The organism is Streptomyces fulvorobeus, from assembly GCF_013167895.1.
GTDB classification, from domain to species: Bacteria; Actinomycetota; Actinomycetes; order Streptomycetales; family Streptomycetaceae; genus Streptomyces; species Streptomyces fulvorobeus.
The window spans coordinates 4,701,696-4,719,986 of sequence record NZ_BLWC01000001.1 but is presented as its reverse complement, the minus strand read 5'-3'; the positions used below and the strand labels follow the sequence as shown (position 1 = coordinate 4,719,986).

The following is an 18,291-nucleotide window of genomic DNA, read 5'->3' as shown; positions in this document are numbered from 1 at the left end:
GTCCGAACTTCCTACCCGGAATGACCCGGGCGAGGTTCAGAGGGTCTGCGGCCGGCCCGTTGTCGGTGCCGCACTCTCAGCGCTGTGGCGCTCCCCTGCCGGAATATGAAGTTGGATGTGGCGCCCAGGCTACACCGGGCGCCTTCCGCCTCAGCGCTCGGAGGCCGCCAGCTGTCCGCAGGCCCCGTCGATCTCCTGGCCGCGGGTGTCCCGGACCGTGACCGGCACGCCGTGGGCCGCGATGGCCTCGACGAACGCCTTCTCGTCCTCGGGCCGCGACGCGGTCCACTTGGAACCCGGCGTCGGGTTGAGCGGGATCAGGTTGACGTGCACCCGCTTGCCCTTGAGCAGCCGGCCGAGGCGGTCACCCCGCCACGCCTGGTCGTTGATGTCGCGGATCAGCGCGTACTCGATGGAGATGCGGCGGCCGGACTTCGCCTCGTACTCCCAGGCGGCGTCCAGCACCTCCCGCACCTTCCAGCGCGTGTTCACGGGCACGAGCGTGTCGCGCAGCTCGTCGTCCGGGGCGTGCAGCGAGACGGCGAGACGGCACTTGAAGCCCTCGTCGGAGAAGCGCAGCATCGCGGGCACCAGGCCCACGGTGGAGACGGTGATCCCGCGCTGCGAGAGACCCAGCCCGTCGGGCTCGGGGTCGGTCAGCCTGCGGATCGCGCCGACGACGCGCTTGTAGTTGGCGAGGGGCTCGCCCATGCCCATGAAGACGATGTTGGACAGCCGCGCCGGCCCGCCCGGAACGTCACCGTCACGCAGCGCCCGCATGCCGTCCACGATCTGGTGCACGATCTCGGCGGTCGACAGATTGCGGTCGAGCCCGGCCTGCCCCGTGGCGCAGAACGGGCAGTTCATCCCGCAGCCCGCCTGGGAGGAGATGCACATGGTCACCCGCTCCGGGTAGCGCATCAGGACGGACTCCACGAGCGTCCCGTCGTGCAGCTTCCAGAGCGTCTTGCGGGTGGTGTCGTCGTCGCAGCTGATGTGCCGCACCACGGACATCAGGTCAGGGAACAGCGCCTCAGCGAGACCCTCGCGCGAGCCGGCCGGGATGTTGGTCCACTCCGACGGATCGTGCGCGTACCGCGCGAAGTAGTGCTGGGACAGCTGCTTGGCGCGGAACGGCTTCTCGCCGATCGCGGCGACTGCTTCCTTGCGCTCGTCGGGCGTGAGGTCGGCGAGATGCCGCGGCGGCTTCTTGGCTCCGCGGGGCGCGACAAAAGTGAGTTCTCCGGGCTTTGGCATGGTTCTTCCAGTGTCGCAGACAGACGAGTGAGGGCCCGCCGTCCTGTGGACAACGGACCCTCACTCGCGACTTCGCAGGTCAGGCGGTGTGTTGACGCGGTGGGTCAGCCCGATCCGACGAAAAGCACCAGCAGCAGCCAGACCACAGGCGCGGTCGGCAGCAGCGAGTCCAGCCGGTCCATGATCCCGCCGTGTCCTGGCAGCAGCGTGCCCATGTCCTTGATACCGAGATCACGCTTGATCATGGATTCGCCCAGATCACCGAGGGTGGCGCTGGCGGCGACCGCGAGGCCCAGCAGCAGGCCCTGCCACCAGGAGCCGTCCTCGATCAGGAACTCCATGCACAGGGCGCCCGCGGCCATGGCGAAGCCCACGGCGCCGAGCAGGCCCTCGCGGGTCTTGCCGGGGCTGATGCGCGGAGCGAGCTTGTGCCTGCCGAAGCGCCAGCCGACCGCGTACGCCCCCGTGTCGCTGACCACGGTCAGCAGCAGGAAGGTCAGGACGCGCTGCGGTCCGTCGTCGGCCGTGAGCAGCAGCGCGACGAACGTGGCCAGGAACGGCACGTAGAAGGCGGCGAACACACCGGCCGTCACGTCCTTGAGGTAACCCTCGGGCGGCTCGGTCATCCGCCAGACCAGTACGGCGAGCGCGGTCAGTGCCATGGCGACCCAGGCGCCCTCCGCCCCCCGCACGTATCCGGCGACGACCATGGCCGCGCCGCCCACCGCGAGCGGCACGAGAGGCGCCTTGATGCCCTTGCGCTCCCGCAGCCGGGAGGTGAGCTCCCAGAGACCGACGACGACAGCGGCCACGATCACACCGATGAAGGCGGCCTTCACGACGAAGAGCGAGGCGGCGATGACAGCACCGAGCCCCACACCCACCCCTATGGCGGCACGGAGATCCCGCCCGGCACGCTTCTTCGGAGGGGGCTGCGGCGGGGTGGACATGGGCTCCTGCGGCATCTCGTCACGGAACAGGGGGCCGCTGACGCGCGCGGCTCCCCCGCCCCGGTCGTCGCGGTGGTCAGCGTCTCTACCTGCGTCGGGAAGGTCCGGCACGATGGGCATGGGCCGAGTCTGCTGGGCGTCATGCACATCGTGAGCAGGACCCGCCGGAGCGGCTCCCATCCGGGGCGCACCCCAGGAACCCGCTCCCTGCGGGGCACCCCAGGAAGAGTCGTTCATCAGACTTCGAGCAGCTCGGCTTCCTTGTGCTTGAGCAGCTCGTCCACCTGGGCGACGTACTTCGCGGTGGTGTCGTCGAGCTCCTTCTCCGCGCGGCGCACCTCGTCCTCGCCGGACTCCTTGTCCTTGACGAGCTTGTCAAGCGTCTCCTTGGCCTTGCGGCGGATGGAGCGGATCGAGATCTTGGAGTCCTCGGCCTTGGTCTTGGCGACCTTGATGTACTCCTTGCGGCGGTCCTGCGTGAGCTCGGGGAACGTCACACGGATGATGTTGCCGTCGTTGCTCGGGTTGACGCCGAGGTCCGAGTCACGGATCGCCTGCTCGATGTTGCGCAGCGCCGTCTTGTCGAACGGGGTCACCACGGCCATCCGCGGCTCGGGGACCGAGAACGAGGCCAGCTGGTTGATCGGGGTCAGCGCGCCGTAGTAGTCCGCGACGATCTTGTTGAACATCGCCGGGTGCGCGCGGCCGGTGCGGATCGCGGCGAAGTCCTCTTTCGCGACGACAACGGCCTTCTCCATCTTCTCCTCGGCCTCGAGGAGGATTTCTTCGATCACCACGTGCTCCTGCGTGTCTTGAGTGGACCCGGCATCGTCGGGCCCTGCGGATCCTGCGTCGCGTCCTCACCTGCACGGTGTCCGACCGGCAGGCCGTTGTCCATCTTGGGGGGCCGTCAGGCCCTGGTGCTCTCGTCGCTCACGAGCGTGCCGATCTTCTCACCCTTGACGGCGCGGGCGATGTTGCCTTCGGCGGTCAGCTCGAAGACGAGGATCGGCAGCTTGTTGTCGCGGCAGAGCGTGATGGCGGTGGCGTCGGCGACCTTGAGGTCACGGGCGAGCACCTCGCCGTACTCCAGGGCGTCGAACTTCACCGCGCCGGGGTTGGTCTTCGGGTCGGCGTCGTAGACCCCGTCGACTCCGTTCTTGCCCATCAGCAGGGCCTTGGCGTCGATCTCCAGGGCGCGCTGGGCGGCGGTGGTGTCGGTGGAGAAGTACGGCATGCCCATGCCGGCGCCGAAGATGACGACGCGCCCCTTCTCCAGGTGCCGCACGGCGCGGAGCGGGATGTAGGGCTCAGCGACCTGGCCCATGGTGATGGCGGTCTGGACGCGGGAGTCGATGCCCTCCTTCTCCAGGAAGTCCTGGAGTGCGAGGCAGTTCATCACCGTGCCGAGCATGCCCATGTAGTCGGACCGGGCCCGGTCCATGCCGCGCTGCTGGAGCTCGGCACCGCGGAAGAAGTTCCCGCCGCCGATCACCACCGCGATCTCCGCGCCGTCCCGTACGACCGCGGCGATCTCGCGGGCGATGGTGTGCACGACATCGGGGTCGACACCGAGGCCCCCGCCACCGGCGAACGCCTCCCCGAGAGCTTCAGCATGAAGCGTCCGGAAATCGTGCCCTCGTCGCGCTTGTGGCCGGCCTGTGAGGCGTCCGCGCCCTTGTCCATCGAAATTCTCCTCGTGCACATACGAAGAAGGCCATTGCCGGTGGGTCTGGTGTCCCTCAGCGGCAATGGCCTCCTCGTCAGATCTGCGGTCGTCCGGCACGAGTGCGGCCGTCGACTGCGCTAGACCCTATCGGGGTCCACCGTTGTTCGCGGACGGACTCAGATGCCGACCTTGATGCGCGCGAAGCGCTTCAGGCTGACACCGGCCTCGTCCAGGACCTTCTGGACGGACTTCTTCGGGTCCTTGGCGAACGCCTGCTCCAGGACGACGACGTCCTTGAAGAATCCGTTGACACGGCCCTCGACGATCTTCGGAAGGGCGGCCTCGGGCTTGCCCTCCTCACGGGAGGTGGCCTCGGCGACCCGACGCTCGTTCTCGACCGTCTCGGCCGGGACCTCGTCGCGGTTGAGGTACTTCGGAGCGAAGGCGGTGATGTGCTGCGCGACGTCCTTGGCGACCTCGGCGTTCTCCTTGTCCAGCTCGACGAGCACGCCGACCTGCGGCGGGAGGTCGGGCATGGTGCGGTGCATGTACGCAGCCACGTAACCGCCGGTGAACTGCGCGAAGCGGTCCAGGACGATCTTCTCGCCGAGGTTGGCGTTGGCCTCGTCCACGTACGCCTGGACGGTCTTGCCGGCCTCGATCTCGGACGCCAGGAGCGTCGCGATGTCGGCCGGGGAGGTGGCGGCGACGTGCGCGGCCAGCGCGTTGGCGACGGCCTGGAACTTCTCGCCCTTGGCGACGAAGTCCGTCTCGCACTTCAGCTCCAGCAGCACGCCGGAGGTCTTGTCCTCGGAGATGAGGGAGACGACGGCGCCGTTCTCGGCAGAACGGCCTTCGCGCTTGGCGACGCCCTTCTGGCCCTTGATACGGAGAGCCTCGACGGCTCCTTCGACGCTGCCGTCGGCCTCGTCGAGGGCCTTCTTGCAGTCCATCATGCCGGCGCCGGTGAGCTCACGGAGCTTCTTGACGTCAGCGGCGGTGTAGTTCGCCATGAGTCTGTTTCTCTCTCGAAGTCTGAAAGATCTACGGGTGAACGGCGGGGGCGGTGCCTGCGGCACCGGCCCCCGCCGTCTTCAGCCGTGACGGGTGTCAGGCCTGCTCGGCGTCCGCGGCCGGGGCCTCGGCAGCGGGGGCCTCGGCAGCGGGCGCCTCAGCAGCGGGGGCGTCGGCGGCAGCGGCCTCGGCGGCAGGAGCCTCGGCGTCGGCGGCCTTCTCGGTCTCGGCGGAGGTCTCGACCTCGGCGTCGGCCTTCTTGTCGCCTTCGAGCAGGTCGCGCTCCCACTCGGCGAGCGGCTCGCCTGCGGCCTTCTCGCCCGGCTTCGAGTCACCGGTGGCGGCACCGGAACGGGCGATGAGGCCCTCGGCGACGGCGTCGGCGATCACGCGGGTGAGCAGGGTGACGGAGCGGATCGCGTCGTCGTTGCCCGGGATCTTGTAGTCGACCTCGTCGGGGTCGCAGTTGGTGTCGAGGATCGCGACGACCGGGATGTGGAGCTTGCGCGCCTCACCGACGGCGATGTGCTCCTTCTTGGTGTCGACGATCCAGACGGCGCTGGGCACCTTCTGCATCTCGCGGATACCACCAAGGGTCTTCTCCAGCTTGGCCTTCTCGCGAGAGAGAACCAGGAGCTCCTTCTTGGTGAGGCCCGACGCGGCCACGTCCTCGAAGTCGACGAGCTCCAGCTCCTTCAGGCGCTGGAGGCGCTTGTAGACGGTGGAGAAGTTGGTCAGCATGCCGCCGAGCCAGCGCTGGTTGACGTAGGGCATGCCCACGCGCGTCGCCTGCTCGGCGATCGCTTCCTGCGCCTGCTTCTTGGTGCCGACGAACATGACGGAACCGCCGTGGGCGACGGTCTCCTTGACAAACTCGTAGGCGCGGTCGATGTACGACAGCGACTGGAGCAGGTCGATGATGTAGATGCCGTTGCGCTCCGTGAAGATGAAGCGCTTCATCTTCGGGTTCCAACGACGGGTCTGGTGACCGAAGTGGACGCCGCTTTCCAGCAGCTCCCGCATCGTGACGACGGCCATGGCCGTACTCCTTGAGGTACTCGGTTACCGCGACCGCAGGATTGCTGTCGCGCCTGACGCCCCGACGCGCCGTGCCACAAGGGACCGAGGAGCGCGGCCACCGTCCGCAGAGAGGGTGGTGGCGGGGCGTGCGAAGTCGACCCGGTCACCCGGATCGCCAAAGGAAGTGTACGGGACCCTTCGGGTGCCGGGTGACGGAGCTGTCCACAACCCCTCCGTCGTCCACAGATCGCGTCCATGATCACCGCGGAACGGCCGGAAAGGGCAGCGTTGCGCTCATGCTCCGCACTCCTGGAACGCCCCTGTCCCGCCGCGTCGCCACCCTCCTGTTCACCGTCTCGGCGACTCTGCTCGCGGTGTCGGCCGCCTCCGGCGCGGCCCACGCCGCCTCCGGGCGCCCCGCGCCGGACGGGAACCGCTCGTGGCCCCTGGCCGGGCACCCCGCGGTGGTACGGGGGTGGGAGCCGCCCGCCGGGCCGTACGGACCGGGTCACCGCGGCGTCGATCTCGCGGCCGGGCCGGGCGCCGCGGTGCTGGCGGCCGCCTCTGGCCGGGTGTCGTTCGCCGGGCCGGTGGCCGGCCGCGGAGTAGTCGCCATCGAGGTGTCCGGCAGCGGGGAGCCACCCCTGCGCACCACGTACGAACCGGTACGGCCCCTTGTCTCCCCGGGTGACGAGGTCGCGGCCGGGCAGGAGGTGGCGGTTCTCGAACCGGGGCCGTCCCACTGCCCCGGGGCCTGTCTGCACTGGGGACTGCGGCGCGGCGGGACCTATCTGAATCCCCTGTCGCTGCTGCCGCCCGCACTGCTGAGGCGCGGCCCTTCACGTCTGCTGCCGGTGTTCGGCGTACCGGAGCCGGCGCCGGGGCCGTCAGAGGGTGCGGGGTCCGGGCCCGTGACCGTGGACCGGGAAGCGGATGACGGAGGAGGCGTCCGGCCCGGGCGGGCGGTCCACACCGGGCCGCCCGCGGCCGCAGCGGCCTGGGCGGTCCTCAGCCCCGCACGCCGCGCAGGATCATCGCCACGGCCGTGTCGGCGACGACGCCCGGCTCCTCGGCCGCACCCAGCTCGATACGGCGCACCGCGGCGTCCACCGAACCCTGGAGCAGCATCGCGGCGAGCCTCGGCTGCGCATGCCCCAGATCGCTCAGCGCCTCGACGATCATGGCGATCAGCCCGCCGTGCGCGGCCCGGATCTTCTCTCGTGCGCCCGCGTCCAGCTCACTCGCGGAGATCGCGACGACCGCCCGGTGGCGCCGGTCCCCGACGAGGTCGAGCTGCCTGCGGACGTATGCCTCGATCTTCTCCTCAGGAGTCGCCGCACGCTCCATGGCGTTCTCGATCTCGGCCGCCCAGAGGGGGAAGTCAACGGCGCAGAGCTCTTCGACGACGGCCGCGCGGGAGCGGAAGTACTCGTAGACGGAGGACCTGGCGAGCCCTGTGCGCTCGGCGAGAGCGGGGAAGGTCAGCGCCTCGGTACCCCCCTCGGACAGCAAGGAGCGTGCGGCGTCGAGGAGGGCGCCGCGCTGCATGGTCCGGTGCTCGGCCACGGAGGCCGCTCGAATCCTGGGCACGCGTCCACTCTACGGCGGCAGGTGTCCGGGAGGGGGTGTGCGCCTGCGTTCGGTGGCCGAAGCCACCTCGGCCGGGCGCCGGTGTGACGGTGTCACGAGGAGTGCTCACCCGTCGCGGAGGGGACTCACCGTCGCGGGGAGAGGCGCTCATCCGCGCGGGGACGGCTCAACGCCCCGCGTCGGCCAGTTTCGCCCGGAGCTGCAGCACGGACTTGGTGTGGATCTGGCTGACCCGGCTCTCGGTGACCCCGAGGACGTTGCCGATCTCGGCGAGGGTCAGTCCTTCGTAGTAGTAGAGGGTGACGACCGTCTTCTCCCGCTCCGGGAGCGTGTTGATGGCCCGGGCGAGCATCCGTCTGAGCTCCCGGTCCTCGGCCACCTCCACCGGATCGTCGGCGGCCGTGTCCTCCAGCGTGTCCATCAGGCTCAGCCGGTCGCCGCCCTCCCCGCCCACGTGCAGCAGCTCTTCCAGGGCCACCACGTTCGCCAGCGACAACTGGCTGAAAACAGCGTGCAGGTCCTCCAGGGCGATACCCATCTCGGCGGCCACCTCCGCCTCCGACGGCGTGCGCCGCAGCTGCGCCTCCAGCGTGGCGTAGGCGCGCTCCACGTTCCGCGCCTTCTGCCGCACGGAGCGGGGAATCCAGTCCAGCGCCCTGAGTTCGTCGATCATCGCGCCGCGGATACGGGTGATCGCGTACGTCTCGAACTTGATGGCCCGCTCGATGTCGAACTTCTCGATGGCGTCGATGAGCCCGAAGACCCCGGAGGAGACGAAGTCCGCCTGCTCCACGTTGGGCGGCAGCCCCACGCTCACGCGGCCCGCGACGTACTTCACCAGCGGCGAGTAGTGGAGGATCAGCTGCTCCCGCAGCCTTCCGTCGCCCGTGGACTTGTAGGAACGCCACAACTCGTCGACAGAGGAGGGGGCAGCTGGACGCACAGCGCCACGCGCGGCCGGTGGTACTGCCGCGCGGTCAGACCCGGAGGTGTGCTGGGGCATGTGGTGCCTTGAGCCGTTCTGCTGTGAAGCGCCGGGGAACTTCCGCCTGGTGTGGAATCCTTGTGAGCGTAGCGTGACCGGAAGGTTGCGATGTGCGCAGGACCGGAGACCTGTACCGGGTGATTCTGCCCCATAGCACGCGCAGCCGGTCATGGCCGAGGTCCGGGGCCGTCGCGGTGCGCGTCGGTCCCGGAAACATCACGGACAGGGCCGCCGGGGTCATCGGCTTCACCTTTTCACCCGAATGCTCCAGGTCAAGTACCGCCTCGCCGCGCGTCTTCGCCGCGGACCGGCCTCGGCGTCAACCGCCATCCGTCGCCCTCCCGTTCGACGAACCCCAGTGAGTGCAGTTCGTACAATCGGCCGAGCGCCTCGTCGGCGGTGACGCCTGCGGCGCGCGCCACCTCACGGCCGTCCACCGCGCCCCGGTACGGCAGCGCCTCCAGGACGCGTGCCGTCACGGCGTCGAGCAGGTCCCTGGGGAGCACGGGTCCGCGCCGCACGGGAGCCAGGTCGCCGATGCCGCCGACCAGTTCGGCCACTTCGGACGCGTCGGTGACCAGGACGGCTTCCCCCCGCAGCAGTTCATGGACTCCGGCCGACAGACCGCTGGTCGCGGGGCCCGGTACCCCCATGGTGAATCGGCCGAGCCGCTGCGCGCCGCGGGCGGTGACGAGGGACCCGCTGCGGTATTCGGCCTCGACCACGACCGTCCCTCTGGTCAGGGCCGCGATCACCCGGTTACGGAGGATGAACCTGCTGCGCGTCGGATGATCGCCCGGCGCCAACTCGGTGACGAGAAGGCCCTGTTCGGCGATGCGTCCGATCAACCCGGCGTGACCCCTGGGGTAGGCGACGTCGACGCCGCAGGCGAGCACCGCCATCGTCGCGCCGCCCGCGGCCAGGGCTCCGCGATGCGCCGCACCGTCCACTCCGAAGGCGGCCCCGGACACCACCACCCAGCCGCGCTCGGCGAGGCCGGAGCCGAGCTCCCCGGCCATGTGCGCCCCGTAGGGCGTGCAGGCCCGGGCGCCGACCACCGCGACCGAGCGCAGGGCCCACAGACGCAGGTCGGAGCGGCCTCGCACCCACAGACCGAGCGGCCTGGCGTCGCCCAGGTCGTCGAGCTGCGTCGGCCACTCCCGGTCCCCGGGGCACAGGAAGCGACCGCCGGCCGCCGCCGCCACCGCCAGGTCCCGTTCCGCCTCGGCCGCCGCCGCCCGCAGGCGGTAGCCGCCCAGCCGCACGGACGTCATCCCCGGCAGCCGTTCCGCCGAGCCGTCGGCGGTGCCGAGGCGCCGGACAAGCTCGACCGGACCCGTCTCCCGCAGCCAACGGCCCGCACGCTCGTCCCCCGGTTCGAAGATCCGTGTCAGAGCGGCCCGGGCCAGCCGCTCCCGGTCGTCGCAGCCCGCCCGGCCGTCCTGCTCCGCGTGAGCTTCACCCGCCGCATGCTGGTTCATGGTGCCCCGGCCTCCATCGGCACCCCTCGCTGGATGCCCGTCCGCAGTTCCAGCGCGACCGCGATGTCGGACGCGTCGGGGCGGTCGGCCGCCCGGAGGTCCGCGACGGTCCAGGCCACTCTCAGCACCCGGTCCAGACCCCGGGCCGTCAGGACTCCCCGCTCCATGTCGCGTTCGGCCGCGAACAGCGCGCCGGGTGCCACGAGGAGCCGGGTGCGCAACTCGTGCCCCGGCACCTCGCTGTTCGTGGTCCAGGGAGTGCCCGCGAGCCGTTCGGCCGCCCGCTCCCTCGCCACCCGCACCCGGGCGGCGACCTCGGCCGTCGTCTCGCCCCGCCCTCCGCGCCCCATCAGGTCGGCCCGGTTGACGGGCTCCACCTCGACCCGCAGGTCGACCCGGTCGAGCAGTGGTCCGGACAGCCTCGACTGGTAGCGCCGGATCATGGAGGGCGGGCATTCGCAGCCGGCCCCGCTGAGGGTGTGCCGGCCGCAGGGGCACGGGTTGGCGGCCAGCACCATGAGGAACCGCGCGGGCAGCCGCACCACGCCGGCCGCGCGGGCCACGACGACGTGTCCGGACTCCAGCGGCTGCCGCAGCGCGTCGAGCGCCCGCCCGGAGAACTCGGGCGCCTCGTCCAGAAAGAGCACACCGCGGTGAGCGAGCGAGACGGCCCCCGGCCGTGGCAGGCCGTTGCCGCCGCCCACCAGTGACTGCATCGTCGCCGAATGGTGCGGCGCGCAGTACGGCGCCCTGGTGACCAGGGGTTCACCCGGCGGGAGGATGCCCGCCACCGAGTGCACCGCCGTCACTTCGAGCGATTCCTGACGGGTCAGCGGCGGCAGGATCGCCGAGAGCCGCTCCGCCAGCATGGTCTTCCCCGCCCCCGGCGGACCCGAGAGCAGCAGATGGTGCCCGCCCGCCGCCGCCACCTCAAGGGCCTTGCGCGGCCTGTGCTGGCCGGCCACCTCCGAGAGGTCGGGCCGGTGGCTGTCGCCGCCCCGCGCCGCGAAGGGGGCGAGCCCCGTGCCGACCCCGCGCCGGGCATCATCAGTCCGGCCAGCATGCTGTCGGGGCGCCCCCGGTCCGCCACCGGCTCCTCGGGGACCGGCTCGTCGCCGAGCACCGCGATCAGCTGCCGCAGGCTCCGTACACCGAGGACCGAGACGCCCGGCACCAGGGCCGCCTCACCGGCGGTCTGCTCGGGGACGACCACCTGGCGGTACCCCGCCTCCGCCGCGGCGAGCACCGCGGGCAGCACCCCGCGCACCGGACGGACCCGGCCGTCCAGGCCCAGCTCCCCGATCATCACCACATCGGCGATGGCCGCCGGGTCGATGCGCTCCGCCGCGCCGAGCACCGCACAGGCGACAGCGAGATCGAAACCGCTGCCGCTCTTGGGGACCGACGCCGGGGAAAGCCCCACCGTGAGCTTCTTCTGCGGCCACTCGGCACCCGAGTTGACCACCGCGGCCCTGACCCTGTCCCGGCTCTCCACCAGGCTCTTGTCGGGCAGACCCACCAGGGTGAAGGCGGCCACCCCCGGCTCCAGGTCCGCCTGGACCTCCACCACCACGCCCTCGACGCCGACCAGCGCCACCGAACACGCACGGGCGAACCCCATCAGGCCACCCCCCGCACGTGCTCGGTGACGGGTGCTCCGCGCCGGGGCAGGGTGACTCCGACGAGATCGATCCGGACCCCGCCCGACGGCGGTCCGCCGTGCCTGTCGAGCCAGATCGCCGCGAGCCTGCGCAGCCGTTCGGCCTTGACCGGTGTGACGGCGGCCATCGGATGCTCGAATGCCCCAGCCCTGCGGGTCTTGACCTCGCAGATGACCAGGGCGTCACCGTCCCCCGCGACGATGTCGATCTCTCCGGCGCGGCACCGCCAGTTGCGTGCCAGGACGGCCATACCCGCTTCGGCCAGCAGCCGCGCCGCCAGATCCTCGCCGTACCGCCCGAGTGCCCCCCGTGCGTTCATTCGGCACCACCTCCGGCACCGACTCTGCCGCGTCGGCCCGGATCGAGTGGATCTTGGTGGACAACTCAGTGATTGTGGATAACTCAGCCACCCGGAAGTTCGAGATCGCTCTTGTTGAGCTCCTCGATGTTGACGTCCTTGAAGGTCAGGACGCGGACCTGTTTGACGAATCGAGCGGGCCTGTACATGTCCCACACCCAGGCGTCCGCCATGGACACCTCGAAGAAGACCTCGCCCTGGACCGAGTGCACCTGCATCTCGTAGTCGTTGGTGAGGTAGAAGCGCCGTTCGGTCTCGATCACATATTTGAACAGACCGACGACATCGCGGTACTCCCGGTAGAGCTTCAGCTCCATCTCGGTCTCGTACTTCTCGAGGTCCTCGGCGCTCATGGCATGTTCCCCTTCAGCCGTGCGTCCCCCTATTGTGCGTCAGCCTCTCCCGCTCCCGGCCTGTCAGACGATTTCGGGGGCCAGGACCAGCGGATGACGTGGAGGACCCTCGTCGAGCAGCGTGCGCAGCAGCTCGGCGAGTCTGGTCGGGTACACCGTCTCACGCGCCGCCAGCAGTTCGGCGGAAGTCCACCACCTGGAGCCCGCGATGCTGCGCGCCTCCAGATCGGTGAAGGCCGTGGGGGCCGTGGCGGTCTGCGCCGTCCGGGCCAGGAAGTACCACTCGTCCTGGTTCCAGCGCCGCCCGTCGAAGGGGAAGGAGCAGAGGCGCTTCCAGAGCACCGGCCCGAGTTCCACGTCCGTGATCCCGGTCTCCTCGGCGAGCTCGCGCAGCGCCGCCTCCTGGCGGGTCTCCTCGCCCTCGAGGCCGCCGCCCGGAGTGAACCACCAGGCATTCCCCGGGTCACCGGGTTCGAATCCGTGCAGCAGCAGCACGCGGTCCTGCGGATCGAGGAGCACCACCCGGGCGACCCTGCGCGATTCAGCGGACACGCGCGGGCTTCCCGGTACGGCCGCGGCCCGCGGCCCGCGCCGTGATCGATCCGGCGGCAGCCCCGCCCAGGATCAGCGCGGCGCCCGCCCCCACGGCGGCGAGCTGGAACGGCAGCGGTCCGCCGGCCGAGATCCCGCCCGGGAGCCCCGCGAAGCTCTCCGGTCGCTCGACCAGGCCCGGTGAGGGCCACGCCACGGCGTCGAGCCGCGCCTGCACGGCGCTGAGCGGGACCGATCCCTGCCCCGGCTCCTCCAGATGGACACGGGAGTCCAGCGAGGTGCTGCGCTCGTCACCGAGGAGGAACACCTGCCCCTTGGGAACCTCGGCGGAGAAGTCCTGCTGCGCGGCCGGCGCCCCGGGCTGGGACCCGGCGGGTGACTGCGCGTGCAGATACGGTTCCTCGACCGGCTGACCGTTGACGGTGAGCCGTCCCCGGGCATCGCAGCAGGCGACCTTGTCGCCACCGACCCCGACGACGCGCTTCACCATGGGCTGGGCGCCCCACACGGCTTCGGTGAAGACCACCACGTCACCGCGCCTCACATCGGCGCCGTCGATCCGTTCCGCGAGCACCCGGTCCCCGGCCTCGACCGTCGGGGACATGGACGCGGTCGGCACCGTGTACGGCTTGTACACCACCGCTCCCCAGGCGAACCCGCCGAGGAAGAGCACACAGCCGACGGCCACGGCCAGGCTCGACAACGCGTTGCCGAGCCGGCCGTGGCCGTCACCCGTCCGTCCTGTTCCGCTCATCCCAGCGCTCCCCCATCGGAGATCGACAATCGCTGATCCGAGTCGGCACCCTACCCGGCGGTATGCCCCCGGGTCAGCCTCCGCCTGCGCCACAGCACCAGGGGCAGCGCCGCGGCCGCACCCAGTGCGCCCGGCGCCACCGCTGCCACCGCGTTCAGCCCGGACTGGTCGAACGTGCCGGGGACCGGCAGCGTGGCCCAGCGGTTGACCGGCCAGGCGACGACGACGGCCCGGCCGACGACCTCGTCCGTGGAGACCGTGCCCTGGCCCGGCAGCTCCTGGTGGTAGCGCGAGTCCAGCGAGTTGCTGCGGTGGTCGCCCATCACCCAGATACGGCCGTCGGGCACCTTGATCGGCCCGAACGGCTCGTCGTTGCAGGGCGTGTCCCCGGCGAAGACGAACGACTTCTCGTCCAGAGCCTTGCCGTTGACGGTCACGGGGCCGTTCTTCTTGCACTCCACCGTGTCACCGCCGACCGCGATGACCCGCTTGATCAGGTCCTTCTCCTCGGCGGACGGCATCAGCCCGATGAAGCTCAGGAACTTCTGCGCCACGTTGGGCTCGGGCAGTACCGTGTCCTCCAGCCAGCCGCCCGGGTCGTGGAAGACCACGACCTCGCCGCGCTCCGGCTCCGAGCCGAACCACGGGGTCAGCTTGTCGACCAGCACCCGGTCACCCCGCTGCAGCGTGTTCTGCATGGAGTCGGACGGAATCGAGAACGCCTGCACCAGGAACGTCTTGATCAGCAGCGCGAGGATCAGCGCGATGCCGATGAGAAGCGGCAGCTCCTTCCAGAAGGAGCGCTGCTTCTTCGGAGCCTCCGCGCCGCTGTCCGGGGAGTCGCCGTCACTCTCCGCCCGGTCCACCGACACCTCATCCCGGGACCCGGCCTGCTCCGGCCGGTCCTCGGGTTCGTCGTGTCCGGATCGTGCGCCGACCGCCAAATCCCCCACATCCACTCCTCAATCCGTGCCACCGCCCGCGCCGTAGTCGGTGCAGGCCCACCACTCCCATAACGAGCGGGAGTTCCGCAGGGGTCGGGAGCGGGACCATCGCGTATCGATCCCGGGAGGACACACTATTCGAACCGGCGGCCCCGTCCGCCGTCCCGGTGCCCGGAGCGGGAACCGAAGCGTACGTCTCCCGTTCCTCCAGCCCGCGCCAGTGGGCGAAGGGCCATGCGATCACGACGGCCCGGCCCACCACCTCCTCCTCGGAAACCGTTCCCTTGTCCGGTTCGTCGAGATGGAAACGCGAGTCGGCCGAATTGGACCGGTGGTCACCCATGACGAAGATGCGGCCCTTCGGCACCTCCACCTCGAACGTGAGGGCCGACGGCTTGTCCCCGGGATGCACGTACTGCTCGCTGACAGGCACGCCGTTGACCGTCAGCCGGCCGTCCTGCCCGCAGCACCTGACGGTGTCGCCGCCGACGGCCACCACGCGCTTGATCAGGTCCTGTTCGTCGTCGGACGGCAGCAGCCCGATGAAGGTGAGGAACTGCTCGGCCTGCCTGAGACCGATGGGCGGTTCGTTCTCCTGGGTCGCCCGCTCCCGCTGGAGCCAGCCTCCCGGGTCCCTGAACACGACGACGTCGCCGCGCTGGGGCCTCGAACCGAACCAGGGCGTGAACTTGTCCACCAGCACCCGGTCACCGATCCGGATGGTCTGCTCCATCGACCCGGACGGAATCACGAACGCCTGCACCAGAAAGGTCTTGAGGACGAGCGCGATCAGCAGCGCCACGAAGACGAGGAGAGGCACCTCCTTCGCCGCGGACCTGCGCCTGCGCCGCTTGACCTTGCGGGCCAGTCTGCGCCGCTCCGCCCTCGTCGGCAGCGAACGGCGCCCGGCCGGCCTGGTGCCGGCCGGCGGCGGGACGTCCTCCTCCGGCGCCCCGCGAGGGCGCCCGCGGTTACCCATGGGCTCCGCCCGGTGGCCGGACGCCGTCGAAGGCGCCGGAGCGCGGCAGGGAGCCCATCCTGCCGAGCGGCCAGCCGAGCCAGTCGACCCGGCCGATCACCATGTCCACGGGGACCATGCCGCCGCCGGGCTGCCCCAGCAGTTCCCGGGAGTCGCGCGAGTTGCTGCGGTGGTCGCCCATCATCCACAACGTGCCCTCGGGGACGACTATGTCGAACGCCACGGAGGACGGCTCGTCGCCCCGGTGGAGGTACTCCTCGTCCACGGACCGGCCGTTCACCTGGAGCCTCCCCCGCCGGTCGCAGCAGACCACCCGGTCACCGCCCACGCCGGCCACCCGCTTCACGAAGTCGGTCTCGGCGGGTTCGGCCAGGCCGAGGGAGGCGGCCGCGCCGCGCAGCAGGGCCGCGAGGGGGCCGCCCCGGACGTCTCCCGTACGAAGGTGCCCGTGCCGTCGAAGACCACCACGTCGCCGCGCCGGGGCGAGGTGCCGAAACGGTACGCCAGCTTGTTGACGAGGACCCGGTCCCCGACCCGCAGCGTCGGCTCCATCGAGCCGCTGGGAATGAGAAAGGGCTGCACCACGAAGTGGCTGAGGAGCAGCAGAACCGACGTGACGACCGCGCCCAGGAAGGCGGTCCGCCGCCAGGACATCGGAGTGGCCGTCCGGCCCCGGACACGCGAGAAGCGCGACCTCTCCTGCGGCCCATCTGCGGGTCCGTAGGAGAGATCGCGCTCTGTGTGCTGTGTGTCCGTGTCCATCGGAGCCGAAGCCTATCCGGCCGTCCCGAGGAGCCTGGAGTCAGCTCAGCGGTCGCGCTTCTCCTTGATCTTCGCGGCCTTGCCGCGCAGCTCACGGAGGAAGTACAGCTTGGCGCGGCGGACGTCACCGCGGGTGACGAGCTCGATCTTCTCGAAGATCGGGCTGTGCACCGGGAAGGTGCGCTCGACGCCGACGCTGAAGGAGACCTTGCGGACCGTGAAGGTCTCGCTGACGCCCGCGCCCTGGCGGCGGATGACGACACCCTTGAACTGCTGGATACGCGAGCGGTTGCCCTCGATCACGCGCACGTGGACGTTGATGGTGTCACCGGCGCGGAAGGCCGGGACGTCGGTACGCAGCGAAGCGGCGTTGACGCCATCGAGCAGATGAGACATGTTGTCTGCTTTCTTCGCCGATGCCACAGGTCATCGACGGGAGAGAGGGAAGAATGGGGTGCTGATCGCGTCGGGCGGGCGTCTTTCCCCCTGTGGCAGGGGCGCACACCGGACGTACAGCAGCGTCATTCTTCCATGCCGGTCGGCCTGCGCCAAAATCGGCCGCCTGGCCCGGGGACCAGCCGAGGATGGACAGCATCTCCCGGTCCTTCTTGTCGAAGGCCGAGGCATCGCAGCGCTCGATCAGATCGGGCCTGTTGAGCGCGGTACGGCGGAACGCCTCGTCCCTGCGCCAGCGCGCGATTCTGCCGTGGTGGCCGCTGAGCAGGACGTCCGGAATGCCCCGGCCGCGCCACTCGGGCGGCTTGGTGTAGACGGGCCCCTCCAGCAGATCGGCCATGGCACCCGGTGCGAAGGAGTCGTCGCGGTGCGATTCGGCGTTGCCGAGGACTCCTGGCAGGAGCCGCGCAACGGCCTCCGTGATCACCAGTACGGCGGCTTCCCCGCCGGCCAGGACGTAGTCCCCGATGGAGACCTCGATGACCCGCACCCGGGTGGCGTACTCGTCCATCACCCGGCTGTCGATGCCCTCGTACCGAGCGGGCGTGAAGATCAGCCACGGCCGCTCGGAGAGCTCGACGGCGAGCTCCTGGGTGAAGGGCCGGCCGCTGGGTGTGGGTACCACGATCACCGGTGAGCGGGCCCCGGCCTCGTAGCCGTCGGCGAGCGTCTGGTCCAGGCAGTCGCCCCAGGGACCGGTCTTCATGACCATGCCCGGGCCACCGCCGTAGGGGGTGTCGTCGACCGTGTTGTGCCGGTCGTAGGTCCACTCGCGGAGGTCGTGGACGTGCACGTCCAGCCGGCCGCGGGCACGTGCCTTGCCGACCAGGGAGACGTTCAGCGGCTCCAGGTACTCCGGGAAGATCGTGACGACGTCCAGCCTCATCGGGTCCCGTCCCCGGACGGGGCGGGCTCCTCGCCCTCCTCGTCGGCCTCCTCACCGCGGGAGGTGGCGACCACGGCCTCGCTCTCGTCGATCAGCCCGGGCGGCGGCGTGATGACCACGCGCTGCTCCGCCAGGTCGATGTCCCCGACGATCTCCTCGACGAAGGGGATCATCACCTCGCTGCCGTCCGGGCGCTCGACGATGAACAGGTCCTGGGACGGCAGGTGGGTGATCTCGGTGATCCGGCCGACCTCGGTGCCGTCGGCGAGGACCACGTCGAGGTCCATGAGCTGGTGGTCGTAGAACTCCTCGGGGTCCTCCGGAAGCTCGTCGGGGTCCACCTCGGCGATCAGCAGGGTGTTGCGGAGCGCCTCGGCTCCCGAACGGTCCCGTACGCCTTCGAAACGGAGCAGCAGCCTGCCGCTGTGGACCCTGCCGGTCTCGATCGTCAGCGGCCCCGTCTCGGCGGGCTCGGTGGCGAGGACGGCCCCGGGGCCGAGCCGCACCTCGGGCTCGTCCGTGCGCACCTCGACGGTGACTTCGCCCTTGATGCCGTGGGCACGGCCGATCCGTGCGACTACCAACTGCACGCTACTTCTCCAGGTGATCGTTCAGATGAT

At 70.5% G+C, this 18,291-nt stretch carries 16 protein-coding genes and 5 pseudogenes; 1 reads left to right on the top strand and 20 read right to left on the bottom strand.

What is annotated here, in order from left to right; genetic code table 11:
* Positions 1 to 150: 150 nt before the first annotated feature.
* The 6 genes and pseudogenes from rlmN to rpsB form a co-directional block, all read right to left on the bottom strand.
* Entirely contained in the window at positions 151 to 1,257 is a 1,107-nt protein-coding gene (rlmN, locus tag Sfulv_RS21310; protein ID WP_173316159.1) for a dual-specificity RNA methyltransferase RlmN, read from the bottom strand.
* 104 nt (positions 1,258 to 1,361) lie between these two features.
* The gene (locus Sfulv_RS21305; RefSeq protein ID WP_173316158.1) at positions 1,362 to 2,444 is read right to left on the bottom strand and encodes a phosphatidate cytidylyltransferase; all 1,083 of its coding nucleotides are present in this window, start codon (positions 2,442 to 2,444) and stop codon (positions 1,362 to 1,364) included.
* Entirely contained in the window at positions 2,444 to 3,001 is a 558-nt protein-coding gene (frr, locus tag Sfulv_RS21300; RefSeq protein ID WP_073726823.1) for a ribosome recycling factor, read from the bottom strand. The genes Sfulv_RS21305 and frr overlap by 1 nt, the downstream gene beginning before the upstream one ends.
* Positions 3,002 to 3,117: 116 nt before the next feature.
* Positions 3,118 to 3,893 (bottom strand): annotated as a pseudogene (gene pyrH / locus Sfulv_RS21295) (UMP kinase).
* A gap of 159 nt (positions 3,894 to 4,052) precedes the next feature.
* Positions 4,053 to 4,889, bottom strand: a complete 837-nt coding sequence (tsf, locus tag Sfulv_RS21290; protein ID WP_173316157.1) for a translation elongation factor Ts — start codon at positions 4,887 to 4,889, stop codon at positions 4,053 to 4,055.
* Positions 4,890 to 4,986: 97 nt separating this feature from the next.
* Positions 4,987 to 5,928, bottom strand: a complete 942-nt coding sequence (gene rpsB / locus Sfulv_RS21285) for a 30S ribosomal protein S2 (RefSeq protein WP_173316156.1) — start codon at positions 5,926 to 5,928, stop codon at positions 4,987 to 4,989.
* Between the two features lie 278 nt (positions 5,929 to 6,206).
* Between rpsB and Sfulv_RS21280 the strand changes: the two are divergent.
* Positions 6,207 to 6,785: pseudogene (locus tag Sfulv_RS21280) on the top strand (murein hydrolase activator EnvC family protein); the annotation flags it as partial.
* Positions 6,786 to 6,918: 133 nt separating this feature from the next.
* Here Sfulv_RS21280 and Sfulv_RS21275 read toward each other — a convergent pair.
* The 14 genes and pseudogenes from Sfulv_RS21275 to rimM form a co-directional block, all read right to left on the bottom strand.
* The gene (locus Sfulv_RS21275) at positions 6,919 to 7,476 is read right to left on the bottom strand and encodes a TetR/AcrR family transcriptional regulator (RefSeq protein ID WP_173318084.1); all 558 of its coding nucleotides are present in this window, start codon (positions 7,474 to 7,476) and stop codon (positions 6,919 to 6,921) included.
* A 190-nt stretch (positions 7,477 to 7,666) separates the two neighbouring features.
* A complete protein-coding gene (gene whiG, locus Sfulv_RS21270; protein ID WP_173316155.1) occupies positions 7,667 to 8,503 on the bottom strand; it encodes an RNA polymerase sigma factor WhiG in 837 nt (278 codons plus the stop codon).
* A 254-nt stretch (positions 8,504 to 8,757) separates the two neighbouring features.
* Complete coding sequence (gene dprA / locus Sfulv_RS21265) at positions 8,758 to 9,966, bottom strand: DNA-processing protein DprA (protein WP_173316154.1); 1,209 nt, start codon at positions 9,964 to 9,966, stop codon at positions 8,758 to 8,760.
* A pseudogene (locus tag Sfulv_RS21260) lies at positions 9,963 to 11,587 on the bottom strand (YifB family Mg chelatase-like AAA ATPase). Before Sfulv_RS21260 ends, dprA begins: the two are co-directional and overlap by 4 nt.
* Positions 11,587 to 11,946 (bottom strand): YraN family protein, encoded by a 360-nt coding sequence (locus Sfulv_RS21255; protein WP_173316153.1) that lies wholly within the window; start codon positions 11,944 to 11,946, stop codon positions 11,587 to 11,589. Before Sfulv_RS21255 ends, Sfulv_RS21260 begins: the two are co-directional and overlap by 1 nt.
* An 83-nt stretch (positions 11,947 to 12,029) precedes the next feature.
* Positions 12,030 to 12,338, bottom strand: coding sequence for a DUF2469 domain-containing protein (locus Sfulv_RS21250; protein WP_003965949.1), 309 nt, complete (start codon positions 12,336 to 12,338; stop codon positions 12,030 to 12,032).
* Positions 12,339 to 12,401: 63 nt separating this feature from the next.
* The gene (locus Sfulv_RS21245) at positions 12,402 to 12,890 is read right to left on the bottom strand and encodes an NUDIX hydrolase (RefSeq protein ID WP_173316152.1); all 489 of its coding nucleotides are present in this window, start codon (positions 12,888 to 12,890) and stop codon (positions 12,402 to 12,404) included.
* Positions 12,880 to 13,644 (bottom strand): signal peptidase I, encoded by a 765-nt coding sequence (gene lepB, locus Sfulv_RS21240; protein ID WP_173316151.1) that lies wholly within the window; start codon positions 13,642 to 13,644, stop codon positions 12,880 to 12,882. Before lepB (Sfulv_RS21240) ends, Sfulv_RS21245 begins: the two co-directional genes overlap by 11 nt.
* A gap of 50 nt (positions 13,645 to 13,694) precedes the next feature.
* Positions 13,695 to 14,510, bottom strand: a complete 816-nt coding sequence (gene lepB / locus Sfulv_RS21235; RefSeq protein WP_371874692.1) for a signal peptidase I — start codon at positions 14,508 to 14,510, stop codon at positions 13,695 to 13,697.
* Between the two features lie 7 nt (positions 14,511 to 14,517).
* Positions 14,518 to 15,567: a signal peptidase I gene (lepB, locus tag Sfulv_RS21230; RefSeq protein ID WP_173316150.1), complete on the bottom strand. Its 1,050-nt coding sequence runs from the start codon at positions 15,565 to 15,567 to the stop codon at positions 14,518 to 14,520.
* Positions 15,560 to 16,329 (bottom strand): annotated as a pseudogene (gene lepB / locus Sfulv_RS21225) (signal peptidase I). The gene lepB (Sfulv_RS21230) and the pseudogene lepB (Sfulv_RS21225) overlap by 8 nt, the downstream one beginning before the upstream one ends.
* A gap of 45 nt (positions 16,330 to 16,374) precedes the next feature.
* Entirely contained in the window at positions 16,375 to 16,725 is a 351-nt protein-coding gene (rplS, locus tag Sfulv_RS21220) for a 50S ribosomal protein L19 (RefSeq protein WP_173316149.1), read from the bottom strand.
* 125 nt (positions 16,726 to 16,850) lie between these two features.
* Positions 16,851 to 17,671, bottom strand: a pseudogene (trmD, locus tag Sfulv_RS21215) (tRNA (guanosine(37)-N1)-methyltransferase TrmD).
* Complete coding sequence (rimM, locus tag Sfulv_RS21210) at positions 17,668 to 18,261, bottom strand: ribosome maturation factor RimM (protein ID WP_173316148.1); 594 nt, start codon at positions 18,259 to 18,261, stop codon at positions 17,668 to 17,670. Before rimM ends, trmD begins: the two are co-directional and overlap by 4 nt.
* Between the last annotated feature and the right edge of the window lie 30 nt (positions 18,262 to 18,291).